This window comes from Bradyrhizobium sp. CIR48 (assembly GCF_014198315.1).
Classification (GTDB): domain Bacteria; phylum Pseudomonadota; class Alphaproteobacteria; order Rhizobiales; family Xanthobacteraceae; genus Bradyrhizobium.
Genome location: NZ_JACIHG010000005.1, coordinates 1 through 20,424 on the forward strand (window position 1 = coordinate 1; position 20,424 = coordinate 20,424).

Genomic DNA, 20,424 nt, shown 5'->3' on the forward strand with positions numbered 1-20,424 from the left:
ATCCGGCATCAGGAAGGCAACGGTCGCGTCCTTCACCTCTGCGGCCTGCGAGAACATGGCCGTTGTACCGAGCAGCGACAGGGCCAGGGCCAGTGCGCCCGTATGTTTCGGGGAGAACCTTTTCATTCGGACTTTCCTTTCCAGAACTAGAGTGCTGTGGTTGATCCTTGAAGATGGGCCCTCGCGGCTCCCGTCCCCGGCGGCGATGAGTGCCGGTGCTCCGAAGCCGCGCGGAATTCCTGGACAAGCGATTCCTGTCGCGGGCTGCCATCGGCATGCCCGCGTCATTCTTCCCGTGGTGGTCTCCTCCTTTGCTTTTCGCCGGCTAGGCCGCGCGTGCCGTATTGATGTTCTGCGCGAGCAATCGCCTGAAGCGCGAAGGCGGCATGCCTTTCTCGGCCAAAAACTGCCGGTTGAAATTAGAGAGATTGTTGAAGCCGACCTCGAAGCAGATGTCGGTGATGGACGCCTGCTCGTCGCTCATCAAGATCTGGCAGGCGAGATTGATGCGCAGCCGCTTGACGTATTGCACCAGCGACATGCCGGTGTGCCGGCGGAAGGAACGCGAAAACGCGCTTTGCGACTGGCCTGCGATCGCCGCTAGCTCGGCTTCACCGAAAGGCTGCGTCAGGTTCTGCCGGATGAAGGCGAGCGCCTTGTTCATGCCCGCCGACATATATCCGGACGGGTCGGGCAGATAATTCGGACTGGAAAGCGGACGCGCATTGCGGGCGCGGCCAAGTGTTCCCAGGATCATCAGGAACAACTCGATCCGGCGCACACCGTTCGCGGTCACGATCTCCTCCATCAGTGGAGCGACCCTGTCGCTGGTGCTGCACGTGAAAAGCGCGCCGCGCCGCGAGAAATCCAGCAGCGCGGCAAGGCCCGACAGTTCCGGCATGACCTTCATCAGGTCCCCGATGAATTCCTCGCTGAACTGGAGGACGCGTCCGCGCAGTGGGATGGTGCTGCCGGCCGGCAGATCGCTCACCCAATTGTGCGGCAGATTGGGGCCGGTGAGCACGAGATTGCCCGGCTCGAACTCGCCGATGAAGTCGCCGACGAAATAGCGACCGCTGGTCGCCACGACCTGGTGGAGCTCGTATTCGGGATGGAAATGCCAGCGGACCGTGTGGAATGGGTAGCCGTGCGACCACGCCTTGAACGATTCGCCGCGCCGTATCTGGACAACTTCCAGGTCCGGTTCCATATCCGCTCCCTTCGGGCCGGTGCGGTTTTTGATGATCCGCCCCTGTTCCCTTATCGGCTGAATTTGCTCAGCGCTTCCTCTCGTTAGGGATCGTAGCGACCGGTACCCGGGCCCGCCACCACCATTTCAATGTGCAACTGATACTTTTTTGATGTGCCGCAGACAGTCCCGAGCCCCGCAACCGGGTCCGCACTCTCCGCGAAACGGGCATCTCACTACAGCGGCTCTACCGAAAGTGCGGTCTCGCACAGGCACGGCGGTTGCGCACAGCAGGTCACGATTGCGCGGAAGGCTTCCGGTGATTGGGGCTGTCTGTTGCCACTCGCATTCAACCCACGGAATGAGCTGCGACAACCGGGGCGCTGCTCTTCAAAACCCACGCTCACAATGATCATGACTGGATTTTTATGGAATCTCTCGGTGAACACGCCGCGCACACGCAAGCATCTAACCAATTGGAAAATTTGAACTCTCGCTCCAATCCATCATGGGCGCCACTCAATCGTTTATCCTATCCTCTCAATGGGATGAAGCACGAACGTGTGCACTCCAAACTAGCCGAGATTGCACACGTTTGTACCCGTTTTGACCTCTCGGTGCACACATAGTGCACACGAAAGCCGGAGTGCACACGCGTGGCGACCTTCACTCAATTGGGATCGGGAAACTGGCGCGTTCAAGTCCGCCGCAAGAACCGCTATGTGGCCGAGACTTTCCGGCGGCGCAAGGACGGCGAAGAATGGGCGCTCGAGATGGAGCGCAACATTGACCGCAATGGATCGTTTAAACCACGCGCGGTGCGCAACGTTCGCACATTTGGCGATCTGATTGATCTGCACGACGAAGACATGCGCGAGGTTGGAAAACCCCCTCGCCGGTCAAAGGCTGCTGTGATGGCGTCGCTCAAGGCTGAGCTCGGCAGTGTGAAGCTGCTCGCGCTTAATCGAGAGCGGCTGATCGAGTTTGGGAGAAAGCGAGCCAAGCAAGGCGCTGGTCCCGCGACTTTGGCAATCGATTTGTCTTTTACACGCCGCGATTACCTGAGATACATAAAACTGATTGAAGACGAATTCGGCGATTTACCGATTGCTGCCCTCGCCGACCGTCGGATTCGCGGCGACTTCAAAAGCTGGCGCGACAAATACGCAAACACGCCACGAAAGGCTGATCTGGCCTGGACGGTGTTGGCGCGCATCCTGTCATTCGCGAAGGACCGCGGCATCATCACCACCAATCCATGCGAGCGGGGTGGCCGGCTCTATGTGGCCGACCGCAAGGATAAGATCTGGACCGAACAAGACATTGCCGCCGTCCTTGCAGTCGCATCCAGCGAGATCCAGCTCGCCCTCATCTTGGCTTTGTGGAGCGGGCAGCGGCAGGGAGACCTGCTACGGCTGCCGTGGTCAGCCTACGCAAGCCCTTACATTCGCCTTCGGCAGTCGAAAGGCGGCCGGCGTGTCGCAATGCCCGCCGGAGGCCCTCTGCGAGCTCTACTCGACACCACCGAGCGCCGAGGGCCGCTCATCCTGACGAACACGCTCGGGCGGCCCTGGACGTCAGACGGCTTTCGGACGTCCTGGGCAAAGGCATGCGAACGAGCTGGCATCAGCGGCCTCACGTTTCACGACCTGAGAGGCACTGCCGTGGTTCGGTTGGCCATTGCCGGCGCGAGCGTGCCGCAGATCGCGGCCGTGACTGGTCACTCGCTAAAGGACGTCGAGGCCATTCTCGATGCACATTATCTTGGCCGAGATATTCAGCTTGCCGAAGCTGCGGTGCTGAAGCTCGAAGCGCGAACAAAACTGTAAAATGGCCTGTAAAATGAAGCCACTTACTGTATCGCGATCAGCGCTGAGTGTTTGATTTATATGGTGGGCGCACCAGGGCTCGAACCTGGGACGCGCTGATTAAGAGAGACCCGCAACGGACGGCAGGGCCGGCTTATTGGCGACCTTGGAGCGGCATGCGAAGCCCATGATGATCAGACAGCAATGGCTGGGACGATCCCCTTCCGAGACAAGACAGGTGTCCGCAGGAACGACTCTGATCTCTGCGCTCGACCGAGCTTTGCGCGGCGGCGTGAGCGAGGGTCTGCAAATGATTCCATGATTGACGTCACACAGTTGATTCCAGGTCGCTTCTATTGGGTCCTTGTGCGCTCAAGCACGAAAACTCTCGAGTGGCAGCCGGCACGCTTCACCGGCGCTACTTGCCAAGGCGACGGTGCGAAGTGGGACTTCATCGGCTTCAATCGCGACGTCGGTCATCATTTCATCGAGGTCGTCGACATCGGCCCAGAACTACCGTCCTAAACGCTCGCGTTAAGATGCCTACGAAGCCTAGCGAGAGCGCAGCTATCGATCCGCTGCGCGGATTCCCTATGTCTGTACAATCGCTGCGGCCCTGTCCTTTCTGCGGCGGTTCGGAGGTTTGGATCAACGGCGACATCGACCCAAAATTCGTAGTATGTAAGGAATGTTCAGCTTTCGGGCCCAATGCGCCGACCGTTAGGCAGGCGGCCGAGCGCTGGAACAAACGCATCAGCCCCTAAGGCGAAGCCAACCCTCCGGCTATCTAGCTCTCAATCAGTGGCCGAACGACCAGGCTTGGAGCGTGGCGTTGGCCTAGATTGAAAATCTCAGTGGCTAGTTTGATTTATCTCAATGGTCCCGGCTGGTTCCGGCCCGCCCTTGAGCTGTGCCCCAGACCGATGACCCAGGTCCAAGCAAGGAGCCCCCGCCCAAGCCAACACGTCTTGAGGATGCGCAGCGGATCATCGAGGAGTACCCCGCGGATCTGCGCGAGATCCTCAGGAAACTCCGTCGCAAGATGAATTAGGCGCGCCTCAGTTGGCGGGCTGGCTTTTTAGGAACGAGTGGCACCGGACAGGCTTGGTGCTGTGCTCCGGCTCCATGCCCCCGTACGGGCCGGAGTAAGTCCAACGGCCCCAGTCGCCGCCAGACGGCTGGGGCCGTATTTTTTGTGTAGGAACTATAGGCCCGCGAACGAATCTAGTTTGCAGCTTTCCTCAGCTGGGGACTGCAAATGCGTTATGTTGCGTACTCGGTAGATCTATCCGGTGTTGCTCGTGCACTTTACGAGATCGATTGCCCGACAGACAAAGACGCGCAAGACCGAGCCGAGAAATATCTAGAGGCACACCCTGTTGTAGAGCTTTGGGACGGCCCCCGTAGGGTCGCTCGCCTGGTGCGAGAGAGCTCTGACTGAATTCCGCAGTGGCCTGTTTCGGAACGCGAGCCGGCTAGTCAGCATTACTGGCGTATGCCGCGCTACTTCTTCCATGTGACCCACGAACGTCATGAACCCGACCTCGAAGGCGAGGAACTGCCCGACAAACACGCCGCTTGGCGTGAAGCCACGGTGACGGCTGGGCAGATACTCCAAAGCCTCGATGGGAAGCTAACGCCAGATCGTGGATGGCGGATGGAGGTCGTGGACGAGTTCCAGAACACCCTCTACGTTCTCCACATCCACGCCGAGAAGCCGAAGTAAGGCCGCCTATGGGGACCGTGTTCTCCGGGCCAGAACAACCGCAACGGGACACGCTGTACTACCGCCTATCGCTCGTCTGGCTCGCAATCGTCGCGGGCTACTTCCTGTCTGTGCTGATGCATTGAGGTCGCCTCAGTGGGCGGCCTCTTTACTTCCAATGTCAGTTGCCGGCCCCGAGCGGACCTTCACGGTGATGGCCGTTGAGGACCGCTTGTGCCCATAGCGGAAGTCGCAGCGGCTTCATTGAAAATTGATCATTCTGCGCGCTAACGGTTGCCGAAGCTCGTTTTACAACCTAGTCGTGCTTAAGCAGATCTAGGATTGACCGGGTGCCGTGCGAAGCCGATGACTGTTGCCGGGCACTCACACGAAACGAACTTATTTGGAGCAGCACTTTGAACCGGATCGTTCTTGCCTTCGCTGCAACAATTTGCGTCGCCTCGATGAGCCACGCGCAATCCGGACAATCGAAGGGCACTGCGGCAATTTTGCCAGATGTTGCCATGCTCATTCATGGACCTGGCGGTGAATCCTCATACAGATTGACGAGTAGCTGACCAATCTCGGCATGTTGCGTGATGGCAGCTTCTGACCCACAGCCGACCTTGTCGCTCGAACTGTTCACGTCACAATCGAGGGGGTCGCAAGATCGTTGTAATCGATTACAATCGTGGCCTTCGCTTCGGGCTGGCAGCTTCGAAGATAGAGCCGCTGTCCCTCAACGTACCGTCGGTTCGATGGAGCCGCAGGGTCGGGCGACAAACCATCGCGCGAAGCGCACCGCGCAACGGATACAGTAAAGTCTGTTCGGAGGAAGATTGAAGCGTCCCAGCACGTGAGCAATTCGGGTCGATGCAGAAACATGCCATCTATCAGCAAAATGGAAGACGGCGGTGCCTCCAGATCATTGGCAGGTACAATGTCATCGGTCACATGATCGAAGATTGCTCGGCGATACCTGCGAGAACCGCCGGGACTTAACGGGTCCATCAGGTATTGCTTCAATGCCGAGTAATTGTACGAGTCCTCGAAAACGCCTTCCGGTGAATGACGTCCCCGCCGATATCTGACCGCCTTGGGATTATGAAATCCGTCTACCGATGCTCGAATCACGGGCCGCCCCTTAGTCGCAATGAGGCTTCCGAGTTCATCAGCGAATGTGGTCTTTCCTGCCCCGTCGATGCCGTCAATAGCGACGCGGGCCGTCTGATCTGGCGAGGTTACGACAAAGCGATCAGCCAAGTCGGATAGAAGTCTATTTCTCTTTTCCATCTGGATAGAAAATGCGCTGAGCGAAAGGCACTCAAACCTACAATGGAGCTGGTCACTTCCGCAATTGGCCCATCGCTTCCGTTGGCGCCTCACACGAGCTGTCCGATGCCGGAGGTAAACCGGAAGCGCCTCGGCGGTCGTCGAAACGGCGCTTTTCACCGTTGCGGAAATTCTGGAGTTGGCAGCCACTTAGTCCAAGGTGCCTGCATTTCTTCCAAGGCCTTGATTCTATTGCGTAGGTCGGGACAAACTTGGCCGCGCTTGGTCTCACGCGGCCGCTAGTGCTACCTTTGCTTCAATGGAGGAAAATTCCCTGAACTTCAGGGGGCTACAAAATGTCACTCGAAAGGCTCATCGGCCGCTTGCAAGCTGTTAATGGCCTGTCCCCAATGGAGCGCGACCAACTGTTGAGACTACCCGTTAAGTTGAAGCAGTTCGCTGACGGCGATTACATATTACGCGAGGGCGATACAGCGACTCACTGTGGCGCGGTCGTTAACGGGTATGTTTTTCGCCAAAAGATTGTTGGCAGCCGATCGCAAATTCTCGCATTGTACGTTCCAGGCGATATTCCCGATTTGCATACCCTGCATCTCCCGCGCATGGATCATGATCTTTGCAGCGTGGGTCCCTCGACAGTGGCGTTTATTCCGCACTCGCATCTGCAAAACTTACTGGCATCATCCGCGCCGCTAACTCATGTTTTTTGGCGCGAAACGTTGACCGATGGCGCTGTATTCCGGGAGTGGGTTGCAGCCCTTGGAGCGCGTTCAGCCTTGTCGAGGATCGCGCACCTTCTCTGTGAGCTTGCAGCCCGCCTCGAAGTCGTCGGGCTCATGCGCAACAACAGTTTCGAGTTCCCATTCACACAGCAGAACATGGCGGACGCCTGCGGCCTATCGGTTGTGCATGTCAACCGGATGATCCAGGAACTTCGATCTCGTGATTTGATCGAGTGGGAAAAGCGCGAGGTAATGCTTCTGAATCGTGGAGAACTCGAAGCCCTTGCCGAGTTCAATGCAGATTATTTGCACATCGATGATGGCAAACGCGGAATTTGATCCGTCTCTGGCAGGTACTAATTAGGCCCAGCCGTGGCGACTTCGCACAAAACATAGCGACCTCTAGCTCACTCGCATTGCCCGCCGAAGCGCGCGACGAGGCTAAGAGGCCGACGCGCCGCAAGGCCGACTTGATCACTGACCTCTTTGACGAGGCAGGAATGTCGCCTTCTGGCCCGCAGTGATCGAAGTCAATGTGCCGGATATAGTGACGGAACCATCATTCCAAGTCGGATGGCCCAGAGCAGCCCTTGATCAGATCCGCAGCGTGGAAAGGGCGGGGGCTCCGGATGGTGGAGAAAAGCCAAGTGCATACGTGCTGGTGACTAACCACTCGTTCCACAACAACCTGGACGCAATCGGCAGCAACACTCAGGTGATCGCAGCAGGTTGCCGCATTCCAGACTTTGGACCTGACGTCGGCTTCAACCGCTTAAAGGACGTTCTCGAGTCCCATGAAAGGCATAAGGAAATGCTCGCTCTTCTTGATTCGATGAAAGAGCATTACGAAATCCCTTCCACATTCAATTGCGAAAATCCGGAGTTCGCCTTCGCACCCGAAGATTCGCCGCCACGGCTGCGTTTCGGCGAAGTCTATTCAGTCCCAGATGCGAGAGGAAAAGAAGTCCCGGCTCGGCTCTATGAGGCGATCGTTTTGGAGCACGAGAAGGCTATCATGGGGTGCTATCAGTCTCTCGATGGGGGCCAGAACATTATGGTGCGCACGCCAATTACCGATGTAGAACTGGCTGCGTGGAAACGTCATCCCGACACTTTCTTTCGAGAGCGGCGACAGATTCCGAGGCAAGCGACAAACTGGTTAGAGCTGGCATTGTCCTTTTACGAGACCTACAAGTCCACGTCTCGCGAGAAGTTGCTTGAGTGGATGGTAACGGCCGACGACATCGATTATCTCAAGACTCTCTCACAAGCGGACCTTGCAATCCTCTACTGCGAACGCCTCGGCTGGGGGGCGGCAAATAAGCGGTAGACGTTCGGCGGGCCATCGAGTGATGTCATCGCTGCCGTTTTTTCGATCTGAGCTGAAGCAGGGTAACAGTCATCGTATCGTGTTTTGCCCGGTGTGTGGCGCGAGGTGCTGGCGCTGCACCTTGGCGCGACGCTACCAATGATGCCGGGGCCGATCACCTCGTGCTTGGCCAGCTCGCCGAACACTTCGCGAAGGCATCTCGCGCATCGGGAGCAACGCCAAGGCGTTCATCCCCAACGGGTCTCCAGCGTGAGTTATCACCGCGCGCCAGCTTCGCGACAGCTCGACGCAGCTTGATCTCGATGCACCGAGCGCAGATCAGCTCGCCGTCCCCGGCCGGTGGCGCAAGAACGGTCAGCTCTTCGGGCGCGAACTCTTCGTTGCAGTGATCGCATCGGGTGGCTTGGGGCATGCGTGCATTTGTTCATTCAGTTGTGGCGGAGTTCGGTCGGTTCTTACTCCCTGCGCTAAGGCGCGCGCCTCAGTTTGACGATGGTCTGGGCTTTGCATCAGTTCGTTCCAATACCGGAGCGCGGCGAAGCAAAAGTCTCGGGCGTTGCAGATTTACAACCCGCACAGACATTCCAGATACTAAACTCGTCCATTGATACGGCCGAAACATATTTCATGTTTACTTCATACGAACAGCGGGGGCGCAAAGTGTTTGATGTCTATCGCAATGGCAAGCGGGACTTACTCGTTCTAGGCACAGGAGCCGCGATACCCGGCGCTTACTCAGCAAATAGTTGGCGTAAGAGCAGGAAAAGAATTCGCAAAGTAAGCGACGAAATTAGGTCAGCCGTTCAGCGACAAGGATGTTATGTTCGTAGCTTCCGTGTCGCGAAGGAGGGCACGATTAAGTGAGCGCCGTCGGCGACGCTGATGAGCCCATTGCAATGCCTAGAAGATCAGCAGCCACTACCGTCCGCATCGCCTTCCGCGCAGAGCCGCGAGCCTGGATTATTTGGCAACCCATTGTTCGCCGAATTTCGATACGTTCCCGACGCAACTTGCGTACTACAATACCGGTTGCTTGCAACCTGCTAACTCTTTTTCAACTGCTTTAACTTAAATTCTGTACACGGACAGTTTACAGCCCGGTCGGCGCTGCCATCTTTGCAATGGCAATGCTTGCCCGAGTGTCCCGTTGTACTCGCTTTTTTCATCATCGCTTTTTTGGTTCTTTCGGCACGACAGCGCCGAACCGCATTACAGAGAGATTTGCGACAGATGTCGTCAGTGCTGGAATTTCGACGGCCATACAAGAAAACTGCAACAAGCCCCTCGTGCTATGGACTGCCCGATGTTTTGAGGAACGTCGTCGCTTGGTTGGCGCAGGTTCAAGCTTTCGAAATTCAGACATTAGATGACGCTCGTCAGGCCATCTTCATTCTTGAACTCGCGAATGGCTGCATCCAGTTGATCGTCGGACAGACCCGACTGAATGAGACAACCAGAACGACTTTACTGGCTCAGTCGGCGCGGATCGATCTGCTGATTGCAGAGACGCGCAGAGAGGCAACCTGTTTATTTGAACCAACTGATTTAAAATCGTGGATTGCAGATGACAGAGAACAATCGAAAGGCGCACCGCGTTCGATTTGAACACAAGCACATCGTGAGCATCATGCGTGTTGATGGCACGTGGCGAAGAAGCTGCATTCTCATCGACGCCTCTGCAAGCGGTGCCAAGCTTGAGGTCGAGGGGTCAACGGACCCCCTGAAGGCACAGGAATTCTTCTTGGTTCTGTCGTCCACTGGACTGGCATTTCGGCGCTGCGAGCTGATTTGGGTGGACGGGTCTCACGTCGGAATTCAATTCGTCACAGCAAAGACAAAGGCCAAGGCAAGCCCACAGAAACGTCTTGTCGGCTCACAATGAGACGGGTTGGGATTTACCAAATGACCGCTGAGCAGGATAACAGGCTTGTTGTCGGCAGTCGTTTCAAGATGAGCGACCTGGGGATCGTTCAGTTCCCAAGCTTGGCCCACAAGACCGGCACCATTGTCGAAATAAGTATTCGCACCCCCGGCGTTACGGTGCTGTTCGACGGCGCGGTCAGACCGACCGTCTTAGACCGAAGCTACATATCTGCTCTCTCGAAGTGACGATCTTTATCGACCTATCATGAGCCTCACTGTCCTAATCGAGGTTGCGCTTTTCGCCTCGATCGGAATGTTCTAATAGACGCGCGCGGCGGTTTGGCCGGGAGGACGCCTCAATCCCGGCCAATATTTTCGCAACGTTCGCAACCACGAACTGCCGGTAAATGAGAAGACCCGCGCAGGTCGAGTACAGGATGCCGATAGTCGAGACCTCCGTTGCCGTCGCAACGCCCTCGACGACGGCAGTCCGGATAACGAACGGCAGCGCGATGGATGGCTGGCATCGGCCGCGGTGATGACCAGCACATCGGCATTCGCTAGACGCGGGATGAAGACCCCGGAATGACGGTCGCGGTGCGATTGAAATTAAGCGGATCGTCAAGCCGCTAAGCGATCAAATCCTGACTTTAGATCCCCGTGATAGTGCTCGGGCGACGTCGTATGCAGGATGGCGTTCGACAACGTGCCGACATCGCGCGTGAACAGTCGCTGCCGCCTGCCGTGACGTTCGTACCACGCCCCATCAGTGTCGGCCCAGAAACGCTCGCCCGTGAAGGGCTGGCTCATCAGCCCTAGCTCGGCCCGCCCGTTGACGGTCAGGCCAATCAGCGTGCCCCAAACAGGAAGGCCACAAATGAAGGGACGCGTCCCATCTACCGGATCCAACACCCAGCGGAAAGGACCCGTCCCGATTAGACCGGTTTCTTCACCTAAAATGGCGTGATCCGGATATTTTGCGCCAGTTGCGGCTCGAACGGCAATTTCAGCTTGCCGATCAGCCTCTGTCACCGGGTCGAACGTGTAACCCTCCTTGAACTTTGTATCGATAGCGAGTTCGGTTCGAAAGCGTGGCAGGGTTTCGCGATCGGCGACGTCTGCCAGATGGTGAAGGAAATCGGCACTCGGCAATTGCGGCACAGGATCTCTCCATATCGTGCATTAGTGCGCCCGGGCCACCCGAACGTCGCGATGACTTCTTTCGCTGAAATGCAGCAGAACGCCGGAGTGGCAACCTGACCGGATCAGTTACGGCGCAATGTCGTATCTCACCGGTTCGCCGAGCCAACCGGCAGCCCGCCTCGACCAGTAGGCCCTGTGGAGCTGAACCGTCTTCGGACCGGGTCGACCATCTCCAACAGTCCGTTCGCCGATGGACGTGATCGGGATAATCCCACCAGCGGTGCTGGTGAGGAAGATTTCATTTGATTGCAGGAGCTGCGTCTCGGAGATCGAACCAGCGGCGGCAGCGATTCCCATCTCCTCGCACAACTCCAACGTGGTCCGACGAGTCATGCCATCCAGCACGCCGGTCGATGGCGTCACGAGCCGGCCATCGATATCGGCGAATAAATTGAACCCCGGGCCCTCCGTGATCTTACCGTTCAGATCGACCAGAACGACAGTGTCAGCTCCGGCATCAAACCCGTCGAACAAGCTCATCTCGAAGTCGAGCCAGTGGTAGTGCTTGATGAATGGATCGACTGAGACGGAGGGAACACGCACACGTCTGCTGATGAACAGTGAAAGACCCTTCTGCTGCACTTCGGGCTTCGCAAGCCACATGTACGGTATGCAGAAGGCCTGAAAGCGGTTCTTGCACAGCCTGATATCGCGGCTACCTATCGGCGGCCGCCCGCGCGTCATGATAATCTGAACGTAGGCATCCGAATAGCCACAAATGGCTACGAGCCTGTGGGCGATTTCACGGATGCGTCCGATCGTCTCCGGCGATTCCATTCGCAGTCGCTTCAGAGAGCGCTCAAAACGATCGAGATGATCCTGCAGCCGGAAGAACTGGCCGTTCCACGTCGAGATGGTCTCCTGGCAAGCATCCGATCGCAGAAAGCCCCAGTCGAGCAGCGGCAACGTTGCTTCCTCGATCGGGCAGAACTCGCCGGCAACATAAGCCGCTCCCTTTTCAAAGCGGCTATCGATCGGCCGGCGGTTGGAATGCGGAAGCTGCGGCCAAACCAGCGTTCTCTGATTCGCTTCTTCGGTGGCCATTCACTGTCTCCCTCGGTTTGAATTCCATCGCTGCGAACTTCTTCGATCAGGCAAAGCGTGCCGGCGCATATGGCGTCGGATCGATCGCGGGCTTTTCGCCTGTCATGAGCTGCGCAAGCAGTCGCCCGCTCATGGGCGCACCGGTCAAACCCGAATGTCCGTGCCCGAAGCAAACGTGCAGTCCCTGCTGACCGGTGATCGGGCCGATCACCGGAAGACCGTCCGGCGTTGAGGGACGGTGCCCCATCCAATAGGCTGTCTCGTCATACGTCAGCTGCGGAAACAGGCGCGTGGCAAGCTTGATGAGATTTTCCGCCCGCGGCAACGATGGCGGCGCGTCCAATCCTCCGATCTCGACTGTTCCTGATACGCGCAGACCTTCCGACATCGAGCTGACGCCGAAATAGCTGGTCTTGTTGAGGATCGGCATCCCGAGGCGGACCGAGGGATTGCGCAGCATAACATGATAGCCACGCTCGCTCTCCAATGGAATTCTCACGCCAAGCGGTTCGAGCAATCGCGCGGACCAGGCGCCGGCCGCCACCACGACCAGATCCGCCTGATAGTTGTTGAGATTGGTCATGATGACCCAGCGGCCGGTCTCGTTGCGCCAAAGCTTGACGACGCGCTCCTGCACGAAGTCGCCGCCCTCACCGAGGAATTGGGTCGCCAGGGCACGGATGAGAGCTCCCGGATCCACCGTGTGACCGTTGCCCCGGATGAGCAATCCGTACGACACATCGGACGAGATTCCCGGAAAGAATTGCCGGATCTGATCGATTCCCAGTGTTTCTGCTTCGATTCCCAAATGGGATCGCACATCATCTTCAAGGCTGCGGGGAGGCGCCTCGGTCAGGCCTTCCCAAAGGTAGACTTGGCCATCGCGGCGCGTCAGGCGATTCATCGCATTCGCCCCGACGTTTTCCCGCCAACCCTCAAAAGTCGATTGATGAAGCGCGCGCAAAGCCATCGAAGCATGAAATACGTGGCTACGCGTGCCTGAGAGGAGGTAGCGCAATAGCCACGGCAGAGCCCTTGGGAAGTAGCGTGCCTTCACCGTCAACGGCCCCAGAGGATCGGCGAGCCACCCAGGCACCTTCCAGATCATCCCGGGCTGAGATGTCGGCATTGCGGTGTCGGCCACAAGCATGCCGGAATTCCCGTAAGATGCGCCGGCCGCGGGCTGCCCCTCCTCAACTACGGTGACGGCCAATCCACGTCGCCTGAGCTGAATGGCAGCACTTAACCCGACTGCTCCAGCTCCAATGACGAAAACCGTTCGTTCCGCATGTCGACTTTCTTGCACAGACATTGCTCTAAGCGCTGCGGGCGCGCGAGAGGCGCTCGGCTATCATGACGAATGCCGTGATCAGGACTAGAAGAACGACCGAAACGGCAGCGAGCGTGGGACTCACCTTCAGAAGGGCGTCGTCCCACATTTGCTTTGGAAGCGTTCCGAACAGACCGCCGGTGACGAAGAGAGCCACCGTCAATTCGTCGAAGGAGGTGACGAATGCAAAGAGATAAGCTGCGACCAGCCCATTCCGGATGAGAGGAAGCGTGACGCGGCGAAGCGTGGCGACCCGCCGAGCTCCCATCGTCGACGCAGCTTGCTCGAGGCGCCAGTCATGATGCCGGAGCACGGCCATCACGGTGATCGTCACATAGGGGACCGAGAGGACCGCGTGCCCAAGGATCAAGCCGAAGGTACTTCCGATGAGACCCAGCTGTGCGAAGAGATAGAAGAGCCCGACCGCGGTGACGATACGGGGCACAATCAACGGCGCCAAAATCATCGCGAGCACAGCTGACTTGCCCGGCAGATTGAAGCGATTGAGCGCGAACGCCGCAGGTGTCCCGATCAGGAGCGCCAGCAATGCAGACAGTCCCGCGACCAAAATGGACCGCGTTGCCGCCTGCAGCCATTGCGAAGACTCGGCGATGCCGGCGTACCATTGGAGCGAGAACAATGCCGGCGGCCATTCGATGAAAGCCCCCTTTGAGAATGACACCGGTATCAGAAAGAGTGCGGGTACTGAAAGAAACAGCAGAACAAGAACTCGCGTTCCCTGCCCCAGTGTGGCTGGTCCGCCCTTAATGCCGAGCGCGCCGAGCCATGAGGCCATACCGTCTGAGCAACGCCCAGCCAGCCCGAGGCAGACCTTGCTGATCTTGCTCGAGCCGGTCGAGGAGCGGGAGCTGTCATTCGATTCGCCCGCCAGCGTCGACATGCCGAGTAGGCGGTCATACAGCAAGAAGATTATCAGGGTGGCGATGATTAGCAGTGCCGAGATGGCGCCAGCAAAAGGCCAATTCATCATTTCCTGGATTTGCTGGATGATGAGTTGCCCGATCATCGTCTGCTTTGGCGACCCGAGCAGGGCAGGCGTGATGAAGAAGCCGAGGGCCGAGATAAAGACGAGCAGTCCCGCCGCGGCGACACCTGGGAAGGACAGCGGAAAGTAGATCCGCCAGAACGTCGCTCCTCCGCGCGCTCCCATGATCGAGGCCGCTCGCTCGAGGTCGCGGTTGATCTTCTCCATCACCGGGACGAGCGTCAGGATCGCAAGTGGCATCAAGGCGTGAACCATGCCGACCAGCACGCTCGCCATATTGTAGATCAGGTCCAACGGCGCTTGCGTCAGTCCGAGCCTCAGGAGCGTATCGTTGACCACGCCGGTTCGCCCCAGCAGTACAATCCATGCGAATGTGCGAACGAGGAAGCTGGTCCAAAACGGCAGCAGGACCCAAAGCATCAGACGCGCGCGACCTTGCCCGTCCGCTCGCGCGATCGCGTAGGCGACTGGATAACCCGCAATCAGCGAGACGACGGTCGTCCAGAACGCGATCTGCAGCGTCGTCCAGAGGACGGACACGTACACCGGGCTTCCGAACAGGCGGCTGTACTGGAGGAGAGTGAAGTGGCCTGAACCATCAAACAGGCTGAGTCCCAGGAGCCTGACGACCGGATAAAGGAAGAAACCGCCCAGCAGAACCGCAATTGGGATCAGAAGCACCCAACCGCCGGCGTTCTCGCGACGCGGCGAAATTGTAAGGGGCTCCGATGGGGTTGTTTCGGATAGAATGGTCACAGGCTTCCTCGACTCACGCAGCTTTTGGAAGCACAATTCCTGCGCCGGTTTCCCAGCCGACGCGCACCACTTCGCCCGGCTTGAGCCGGCTGTTCCCAGCCGTCAGGAGGAGAGCTGTCAATCGACCGCCATCTTCGGCGTCGATCGTGACGCGCGTCAGCGCGCCCAGCATCACGCTCTCGCGAATCTTGCCCGTCAACTCGTTGTCCGCGACTTCGGCGCTGGCGAGCAGCCTCAGCCGCTCCGGTCGAATCCCGAGAAGCGCCTCGCCCTGGACCGGACTTCCGTCGACTGCGCATCCATGGAAGGTCGTTCCGACCTTGCTCTTGAGTTCGCGCTCGTGGCCCGCGGAGCTCGTTATCGAGACCGGCAGCAGGTTGGACTCACCGATGAAGTTTGCCGCAAATGCCGTCTGCGGGCGGAAATACAACTCGTCAGGCGAACCGATTTGCTCGATCTGCGCATTGTTCATGAGGCAAATCCGGTCCGAAAGGCCCATGGCCTCATCCTGGTCGTGCGTCACATAAAGAACGGTGATGCCGAGCTCTCGGTGGAGACGACGAATCTCTTCCTGCATCTGCTCGCGCAGCTTCTTGTCGAGCGCACCCAAAGGCTCATCCATCAATATGATCGAGGGCCGATAGACCATCGCACGGGCGAGCGCCACGCGCTGTTGCTGGCCGCCGGACAGACGCGCTGGCAATCGGTCCGCGAGATGACCGAGGCGGACAAGGTCCAGCGTCGCGCGCACGCGTTCCTCGATCTCGGCCTTTCGCAGCTTTCTCATCTCGAGTGGAAACGCCACGTTCTCCGCAACAGACAGATGCGGAAACAGCGCGTAGCTCTGGAACACCATGCCGATGTCCCGATCGTAACTCGGCGCATTTGTGGCTGGCCGACCGTCGATCATCACCTGCCCCGAGGTTGGCATGACCAGCCCTGCTACGATCATGAGCAGGGTGGTCTTTCCCGAGCCGGACGGTCCCAGCAGCGTCAGGAACTCGCCTTCCGCTAGATCGAAAGACGCACCCTGGAGCGCAACGACTGAACCATACGTTTTGCCGACATTGCGCGTCGCGAGCTTGATAGATTTCGCCAAATTGGCTCCCCTCATCCCAGCAGCCAGGCGTTGAAGCGCTCTTGAACCGCGCTTTGCACTCCAGCCCAATACTTCGTGTTGATCTGGACGGCTGTCTTTAAGTTCTCAGGCGAGGTCGGAAGCACCTTGGCGCGCTCGGCGCCGATATACTTGTAGGCGTCGGGGTGGACTGGCCCATAGGAAAGGTCCTTGGTGAACGCCGCCTGGCGTTGGGGATCTCGCGTGAAAGCAATGAATTCGCGGACGAGATCAGCCTTTGGTCCGCCCTTGATGACACAGAATCCCTCCGTCCCAAGAAGACCCTGGTTGAACACCAGTTTCGCCGGCGCTCCCTCATCGACCGCCGCCTGAGCGCGCGCGTTCCACGTTGGGCAGAGATCCACTTCGCGAGTTTTCAGCATCTGCGAGGTCTGAGCGCCGCCAGTCCACCAGATCTGCACGTCCTTCTTCAGGAGATCGAGGCTTTTGAAGGCGCGATCGAGGTCCAGAGGGTAGAGCTGATCGGCAGGAACGCCGTCCGCAAGAAGCGCTTGCTCGAGAGTATCCTGAGGCGCCTTCCGCAACGCGCGGCGGCCCGGAAAGTCCTTCACGTTCCAGAAATCAGCCCACGAGCCAGGAGCCGTCTTTCCAACGAAGGCATCGCCGCGATAAGCGAACACGGTCTGGAGCGCCAGGACCGGCATAAAGCTCGGGGTAACATAGCGCTCCGGAATGCCGCCGGCCGAGGCCCGATGCTCATCGAGAAACATACCGGACTTCGAGTCCATGAGCACATCGTGAGACATGTTGTTCAGAAGAGCGCCGTCCCAGACGTAACTCTTAGTCTCGACCATGCTTTTTATATAGGCAATCGGATCATGCTGGCCGACCACGCCAGCCACTTCGATGCCGGTGGCCTTCTTGAAGGGTTCGTAGAACGCCACGGTGAAGCCGGGAGTGTAAGGGCCACCGGGATCGCGTAGCACGATGCGTCGGTTTTCTTGTGCCCGCAGCCCCCAGATCGAAGGCGCGAACACCGCTCCACCGGCAACAGCCGCCGTTCCCAGAAATGCGCGACGCGACAGAGCGGTCGTAGGCTTAATCCTGCTCATGGGGCCTCCCTCGTCTCGACTCAAAACACCAGTTGGGACATCATTGACATGTCAGTTCTGACATGTCAATGGGCGCGCGGTTTGATTGGCAATCGAAGGAGAATGCCCCATGACGATCCACCGCAGCGGAACCAACAAGCGGCTGAGCAAACTCGTCGTTCACCGTGGAATTGCATATCTGGCGGGACAGGTCGCCGACGACCTGAACGCTCCGGTCGAGGGACAGACCAGGGAGACGCTTGCGAAAATTGACGCGCTGCTCAAGGAAGCGGGCAGCGACAAAACAAAGATCCTGTCGGCGCAGATCTGGCTCGCATCGATGGAAGACGCGCCGAAGATGAATGCGATATGGGAAGAGTGGATGCCGGAAGGCCAGGCGCCGGCGCGTGCCACAGTCGGCGCGTCGCTCGCCTCTCAGCGTCACTTCGTCGAGATCAAGGTGACCGCCGCCATAGATTGAAAGCCATCAAGATCTCGCCGCCGCCAGACGCGCCGGGATCCTGAGCGTCCGTCGACCTGTAATCAGTTCGGGCGCAGCCGCGAAGACTGCCATGACGCGGTCCTGGCTGCGCCTGATCCCGTCGAGCGTGGTTCTATGCGCCGCAGCCCGATCGCCTGCGACAATAGCCTCGATCATCGGACCATGACCGCGCGACCAGTCGTCCGACAACTCCGATTCGCTGGCGGTTAGATATAGAATGCGCAGGGATTCGTCGTGCAGCTTTGCCACGGATTTCGCCAGCCGGGAGCTTCCGCTGGCGTTGGCGATCGCGACATGAAAGTCGCGGTTGGCGAGCAGAAACCGTCGTTTGGCGGAGATGTCGCTCACGCGATAGGGATTGGCGCATGCCTTGTTCAGACGCCTCAGTTTCGCTTCTGAAATGTTACCCGCCGCACGCGCGGCAGACTCCGGCTCGACGATCTCGCGCATGGCGAAGATATCCACCACATCTTCCATCGTCATCGGCGCCACGACATGCCCACTACGCGGCCTGCTCGTAACCCAGCCGTCCTGGCCGAGACGGGACAGCGCGTGCCGCACTGACGCCTTGCCGACACCATAGTGGGCAGCGAGATAGCCCTCGGACAACTCCTCCCCCGGCGGCAGCTCGCAGGAAATGATTGCAAGTTTCAACGTCTCGTAGAACTGGTCCTTGATCTGACCTTCGATCGCCTCGTCCAAGACACGCCCTCGCACCTATTGACATGTCAGATGTGACATGTCAGACAACTGGCCGGAGGATAACCTATATGCCGAAGATTGTGAAGTCAGGACGGGATGCCGGCGCTCAGGCGATCGAGGATGCGAGCATCCGGGCAACGGTTGAAACGCTGTTGGCGGACATTGCTTCGCGAGGGGATGCCGCCGTGCGCGATGCATCGCGCAAGTTCGACGGTTGGGACCGCGCCGATTTCAGGCTTACCGAGAAAGAAATTGCAGACTGCATCAGCCAGTTGTCGCGTCAGGACCTCGATGACATCCGGTTTGCGCAGGAGCAAGTCCGCAACTTCGCCGAAATTCAACGTTCCGCCCTTAAGGATGTCGAGGCGGAGACACTTCCGGGGGTCATCCTTGGTCACAAGAATATCCCGGTCGACGCTGTCGGTTGCTACGTTCCGGGTGGCAAGTACCCCCTGCTCGCTTCGGCCCACATGTCCGTCATTACCGCCAAAGTTGCAGGGGTGAAGCGTGTCCTGACGTGCGCTCCGCCCTATCAAGGTCGTCCAGCCCCAGCGATCGTGGCAGCTCAGAAGCTTGCAGGCGCCGATGAAGTATATTGTCTTGGTGGCGTTCAGGCAGTCGGCGCAATGGCACTCGGCACTGAATCCATTCCGGCCGCCGACATGCTGGTTGGACCGGGCAACGCATACGTTGCGGAAGCGAAACGGCAGCTGTTTGGTCGCGTCGGCATCGATTTGTTCGCCGGACCGACTGAAACCCTGGTAATTGCCGACGATTCAATCGATGGTGAATTGTGCGCCACCGACCTGCTGGGCCAGGCCGAACATGGACCCGATTCCCCGGCAATTCTTCTGACAACTTCTGAGAAGTTGGCAAAGGACACGATCTCAGAGATCGAGAGACTGCTCGGCATTCTGCCGACGGCGACTATCGCCCGGAAAGCTTGGGAGGCACATGGGGAGGTGATCGTTTGCGCAGATGACGCCGAGATGGTGCGAGAAGCCAATCGTATCGCATCTGAGCACGTCCAGGTCATGACGCGCGATCCCGATTACTTCCTGGAGCACCTCACCAATTACGGCTCACTCTTCCTCGGGCCGCGCACGAACGTCGCGTTTGGCGACAAGGTCATCGGGACAAACCACACGCTGCCGACAAGGACCGCCGCTCGCTACACCGGTGGTCTTTGGGTAGGGAAGTTCCTGAAGACCGTGACGTATCAGCGCGTCATTACTGACAAGGCCGCGGCAGAGGTGGGCGCCTATTGCTCGCGGCTCTGCAATCTCGAAGGGTTTGTCGGTCACGCTGAGCAGGCCAATATCCGAGTGCGCCGTTATGGCGGAAAGAACGTGCCCTATGGCGCGTCCGTGGCTGCGTCATCATCGGTGGCACAATGATCAAGCGCACCCTGCCATACGAAGCACTGCTCCACGAAGTTGTTGAGCATAACGGCGTGCTCTACATCGGCGGAATCGTCGCGGAGGACACGACCCTGGAAATGGCCGGCCAGGCAGAAGACGTGCTGGGCCAACTGTCACGTCTACTCCAGAAAGTCGGATCTAACCTGTCCAACGTCTTGCAGGTGACTATCTATCTGACGGATCCCGGCGAGAAGGCTGCTCTCAACTCCGCCTGGACCGCGCATTTCGCACCCGCTCAGCTGCCTGCGCGCGCCGTGATCGGCGTCGCTGATCTTGGTGCTGGAGTCAAATTAGAACTGACGGCGATTGCGGCTGGTAAATCTTTCTCCTGAGAGCCGCTACGCGCTCGCATTGGCATCGCGACTTGCATTGGTCTCGTCA

Annotated in this window: 22 protein-coding genes and 2 pseudogenes; 13 read left to right on the forward strand and 11 right to left on the reverse strand. The window is 58.5% G+C overall.

All coding sequences use genetic code 11. The features are described from left to right. Both GGD66_RS42425 and GGD66_RS16530 read right to left on the reverse strand, forming a co-directional pair. A pseudogene (locus tag GGD66_RS42425) lies at window positions 1-126 on the reverse strand (ABC transporter substrate-binding protein); the annotation flags it as partial. 199 nt (window positions 127-325) lie between these two features. Further along, the gene (locus tag GGD66_RS16530) at window positions 326-1,210 is read right to left on the reverse strand and encodes an AraC family transcriptional regulator (RefSeq protein WP_183233463.1); all 885 of its coding nucleotides are present in this window, start codon (window positions 1,208-1,210) and stop codon (window positions 326-328) included. A 635-nt stretch (window positions 1,211-1,845) separates the two neighbouring features. Between GGD66_RS16530 and GGD66_RS16540 the strand changes: the two genes are divergently transcribed. From GGD66_RS16540 to GGD66_RS16555, 4 genes are all read left to right on the forward strand, one after another. Beyond that, window positions 1,846-3,018, forward strand: coding sequence for a tyrosine-type recombinase/integrase (locus tag GGD66_RS16540; protein WP_312014141.1), 1,173 nt, complete (start codon window positions 1,846-1,848; stop codon window positions 3,016-3,018). A gap of 297 nt (window positions 3,019-3,315) precedes the next feature. Continuing rightward, window positions 3,316-3,522, forward strand: a complete 207-nt coding sequence (locus tag GGD66_RS16545; protein WP_183234890.1) for a hypothetical protein — start codon at window positions 3,316-3,318, stop codon at window positions 3,520-3,522. A 68-nt stretch (window positions 3,523-3,590) separates the two neighbouring features. Then, window positions 3,591-3,761, forward strand: a complete 171-nt coding sequence (locus GGD66_RS42430; RefSeq protein ID WP_157644390.1) for a Lar family restriction alleviation protein — start codon at window positions 3,591-3,593, stop codon at window positions 3,759-3,761. 731 nt (window positions 3,762-4,492) lie between these two features. Then, complete coding sequence (locus tag GGD66_RS16555; protein ID WP_183234892.1) at window positions 4,493-4,723, forward strand: DUF6894 family protein; 231 nt, start codon at window positions 4,493-4,495, stop codon at window positions 4,721-4,723. A 621-nt stretch (window positions 4,724-5,344) separates the two neighbouring features. Here the strand turns inward: GGD66_RS16555 and GGD66_RS16560 are convergent. Beyond that, window positions 5,345-5,995, reverse strand: coding sequence for a uridine kinase (locus GGD66_RS16560; protein ID WP_183234893.1), 651 nt, complete (start codon window positions 5,993-5,995; stop codon window positions 5,345-5,347). A gap of 335 nt (window positions 5,996-6,330) precedes the next feature. Here GGD66_RS16560 and GGD66_RS16565 point away from each other — a divergent pair, with 335 nt between their 5' ends. From GGD66_RS16565 to GGD66_RS16585, 6 genes are all read left to right on the forward strand, one after another. After that, the gene (locus tag GGD66_RS16565) at window positions 6,331-7,056 is read left to right on the forward strand and encodes a Crp/Fnr family transcriptional regulator (protein WP_183237441.1); all 726 of its coding nucleotides are present in this window, start codon (window positions 6,331-6,333) and stop codon (window positions 7,054-7,056) included. Window positions 7,057-7,237: 181 nt separating this feature from the next. Beyond that, window positions 7,238-8,047 (forward strand): hypothetical protein, encoded by an 810-nt coding sequence (locus tag GGD66_RS16570; protein WP_183258385.1) that lies wholly within the window; start codon window positions 7,238-7,240, stop codon window positions 8,045-8,047. A gap of 660 nt (window positions 8,048-8,707) precedes the next feature. After that, on the forward strand, window positions 8,708-8,911 hold the full coding sequence (locus GGD66_RS41505) for a hypothetical protein (protein ID WP_312014147.1): 204 nt from the start codon (window positions 8,708-8,710) through the stop codon (window positions 8,909-8,911). A 366-nt stretch (window positions 8,912-9,277) separates the two neighbouring features. Next, window positions 9,278-9,652 (forward strand): hypothetical protein, encoded by a 375-nt coding sequence (locus tag GGD66_RS16575; protein ID WP_183237439.1) that lies wholly within the window; start codon window positions 9,278-9,280, stop codon window positions 9,650-9,652. Between the two features lie 22 nt (window positions 9,653-9,674). Further along, window positions 9,675-9,929, forward strand: a complete 255-nt coding sequence (locus tag GGD66_RS16580) for a PilZ domain-containing protein (RefSeq protein WP_409333954.1) — start codon at window positions 9,675-9,677, stop codon at window positions 9,927-9,929. A 20-nt stretch (window positions 9,930-9,949) separates the two neighbouring features. Next, complete coding sequence (locus GGD66_RS16585) at window positions 9,950-10,156, forward strand: hypothetical protein (RefSeq protein WP_183237437.1); 207 nt, start codon at window positions 9,950-9,952, stop codon at window positions 10,154-10,156. 148 nt (window positions 10,157-10,304) lie between these two features. Here GGD66_RS16585 and GGD66_RS42225 read toward each other — a convergent pair. The 7 genes and pseudogenes from GGD66_RS42225 to GGD66_RS16620 form a co-directional block, all read right to left on the reverse strand. Next, a pseudogene (locus tag GGD66_RS42225) lies at window positions 10,305-10,430 on the reverse strand (hypothetical protein); the annotation flags it as partial. Between the two features lie 101 nt (window positions 10,431-10,531). Further along, the gene (locus GGD66_RS16595; RefSeq protein WP_312014142.1) at window positions 10,532-11,071 is read right to left on the reverse strand and encodes an inositol monophosphatase family protein; all 540 of its coding nucleotides are present in this window, start codon (window positions 11,069-11,071) and stop codon (window positions 10,532-10,534) included. A gap of 108 nt (window positions 11,072-11,179) precedes the next feature. Then, window positions 11,180-12,157: an aminotransferase class IV gene (locus tag GGD66_RS16600; protein ID WP_183237436.1), complete on the reverse strand. Its 978-nt coding sequence runs from the start codon at window positions 12,155-12,157 to the stop codon at window positions 11,180-11,182. Window positions 12,158-12,203: 46 nt separating this feature from the next. Then, complete coding sequence (locus tag GGD66_RS16605) at window positions 12,204-13,469, reverse strand: FAD-binding oxidoreductase (RefSeq protein ID WP_183237435.1); 1,266 nt, start codon at window positions 13,467-13,469, stop codon at window positions 12,204-12,206. 4 nt (window positions 13,470-13,473) lie between these two features. After that, complete coding sequence (locus GGD66_RS16610) at window positions 13,474-15,249, reverse strand: ABC transporter permease subunit (protein ID WP_312014143.1); 1,776 nt, start codon at window positions 15,247-15,249, stop codon at window positions 13,474-13,476. A 13-nt stretch (window positions 15,250-15,262) separates the two neighbouring features. Continuing rightward, complete coding sequence (locus GGD66_RS16615) at window positions 15,263-16,417, reverse strand: ABC transporter ATP-binding protein (protein WP_246783427.1); 1,155 nt, start codon at window positions 16,415-16,417, stop codon at window positions 15,263-15,265. Next, window positions 16,360-17,439, reverse strand: a complete 1,080-nt coding sequence (locus tag GGD66_RS16620; RefSeq protein WP_183237434.1) for an ABC transporter substrate-binding protein — start codon at window positions 17,437-17,439, stop codon at window positions 16,360-16,362. Before GGD66_RS16620 ends, GGD66_RS16615 begins: the two co-directional genes overlap by 58 nt. Before the next feature lie 109 nt (window positions 17,440-17,548). Between GGD66_RS16620 and GGD66_RS16625 the strand changes: the two genes are divergently transcribed. Beyond that, on the forward strand, window positions 17,549-17,899 hold the full coding sequence (locus tag GGD66_RS16625; RefSeq protein ID WP_183237433.1) for a RidA family protein: 351 nt from the start codon (window positions 17,549-17,551) through the stop codon (window positions 17,897-17,899). 6 nt (window positions 17,900-17,905) lie between these two features. Here the strand turns inward: GGD66_RS16625 and GGD66_RS16630 are convergent, their stop codons facing one another. Then, window positions 17,906-18,622, reverse strand: a complete 717-nt coding sequence (locus GGD66_RS16630) for a GntR family transcriptional regulator (protein ID WP_183258386.1) — start codon at window positions 18,620-18,622, stop codon at window positions 17,906-17,908. Between the two features lie 68 nt (window positions 18,623-18,690). On the opposite strand from GGD66_RS16630, the gene hisD reads away from it, so the two are divergent. Next, the gene (gene hisD / locus GGD66_RS16635; RefSeq protein ID WP_183237431.1) at window positions 18,691-20,019 is read left to right on the forward strand and encodes a histidinol dehydrogenase; all 1,329 of its coding nucleotides are present in this window, start codon (window positions 18,691-18,693) and stop codon (window positions 20,017-20,019) included. Next, window positions 20,016-20,375: a RidA family protein gene (locus tag GGD66_RS16640; protein ID WP_183237430.1), complete on the forward strand. Its 360-nt coding sequence runs from the start codon at window positions 20,016-20,018 to the stop codon at window positions 20,373-20,375. The genes hisD and GGD66_RS16640 overlap by 4 nt, the downstream gene beginning before the upstream one ends. Window positions 20,376-20,424: the final 49 nt, after the last annotated feature.

Coding starts and splice junctions, on each gene's coding strand:
- GGD66_RS16530 (WP_183233463.1), bottom strand. CDS start 1,210: ATGGAACCGGACCTGGAAGTTGTCCAGATACGGCGCGGCGAATCGTTC.
- GGD66_RS16545 (WP_183234890.1), top strand. CDS start 3,316: ATGATTGACGTCACACAGTTGATTCCAGGTCGCTTCTATTGGGTCCTT.
- GGD66_RS42430 (WP_157644390.1), top strand. CDS start 3,591: ATGTCTGTACAATCGCTGCGGCCCTGTCCTTTCTGCGGCGGTTCGGAG.
- GGD66_RS16555 (WP_183234892.1), top strand. CDS start 4,493: ATGCCGCGCTACTTCTTCCATGTGACCCACGAACGTCATGAACCCGAC.
- GGD66_RS16560 (WP_183234893.1), bottom strand. CDS start 5,995: ATGGAAAAGAGAAATAGACTTCTATCCGACTTGGCTGATCGCTTTGTC.
- GGD66_RS16565 (WP_183237441.1), top strand. CDS start 6,331: ATGTCACTCGAAAGGCTCATCGGCCGCTTGCAAGCTGTTAATGGCCTG.
- GGD66_RS16575 (WP_183237439.1), top strand. CDS start 9,278: ATGTCGTCAGTGCTGGAATTTCGACGGCCATACAAGAAAACTGCAACA.
- GGD66_RS16580 (WP_409333954.1), top strand. CDS start 9,675: ATGCGTGTTGATGGCACGTGGCGAAGAAGCTGCATTCTCATCGACGCC.
- GGD66_RS16585 (WP_183237437.1), top strand. CDS start 9,950: ATGACCGCTGAGCAGGATAACAGGCTTGTTGTCGGCAGTCGTTTCAAG.
- GGD66_RS16600 (WP_183237436.1), bottom strand. CDS start 12,157: ATGGCCACCGAAGAAGCGAATCAGAGAACGCTGGTTTGGCCGCAGCTT.
- GGD66_RS16605 (WP_183237435.1), bottom strand. CDS start 13,469: ATGTCTGTGCAAGAAAGTCGACATGCGGAACGAACGGTTTTCGTCATT.
- GGD66_RS16620 (WP_183237434.1), bottom strand. CDS start 17,439: ATGAGCAGGATTAAGCCTACGACCGCTCTGTCGCGTCGCGCATTTCTG.
- GGD66_RS16625 (WP_183237433.1), top strand. CDS start 17,549: ATGACGATCCACCGCAGCGGAACCAACAAGCGGCTGAGCAAACTCGTC.
- hisD (WP_183237431.1), top strand. CDS start 18,691: ATGCCGAAGATTGTGAAGTCAGGACGGGATGCCGGCGCTCAGGCGATC.
- GGD66_RS16640 (WP_183237430.1), top strand. CDS start 20,016: ATGATCAAGCGCACCCTGCCATACGAAGCACTGCTCCACGAAGTTGTT.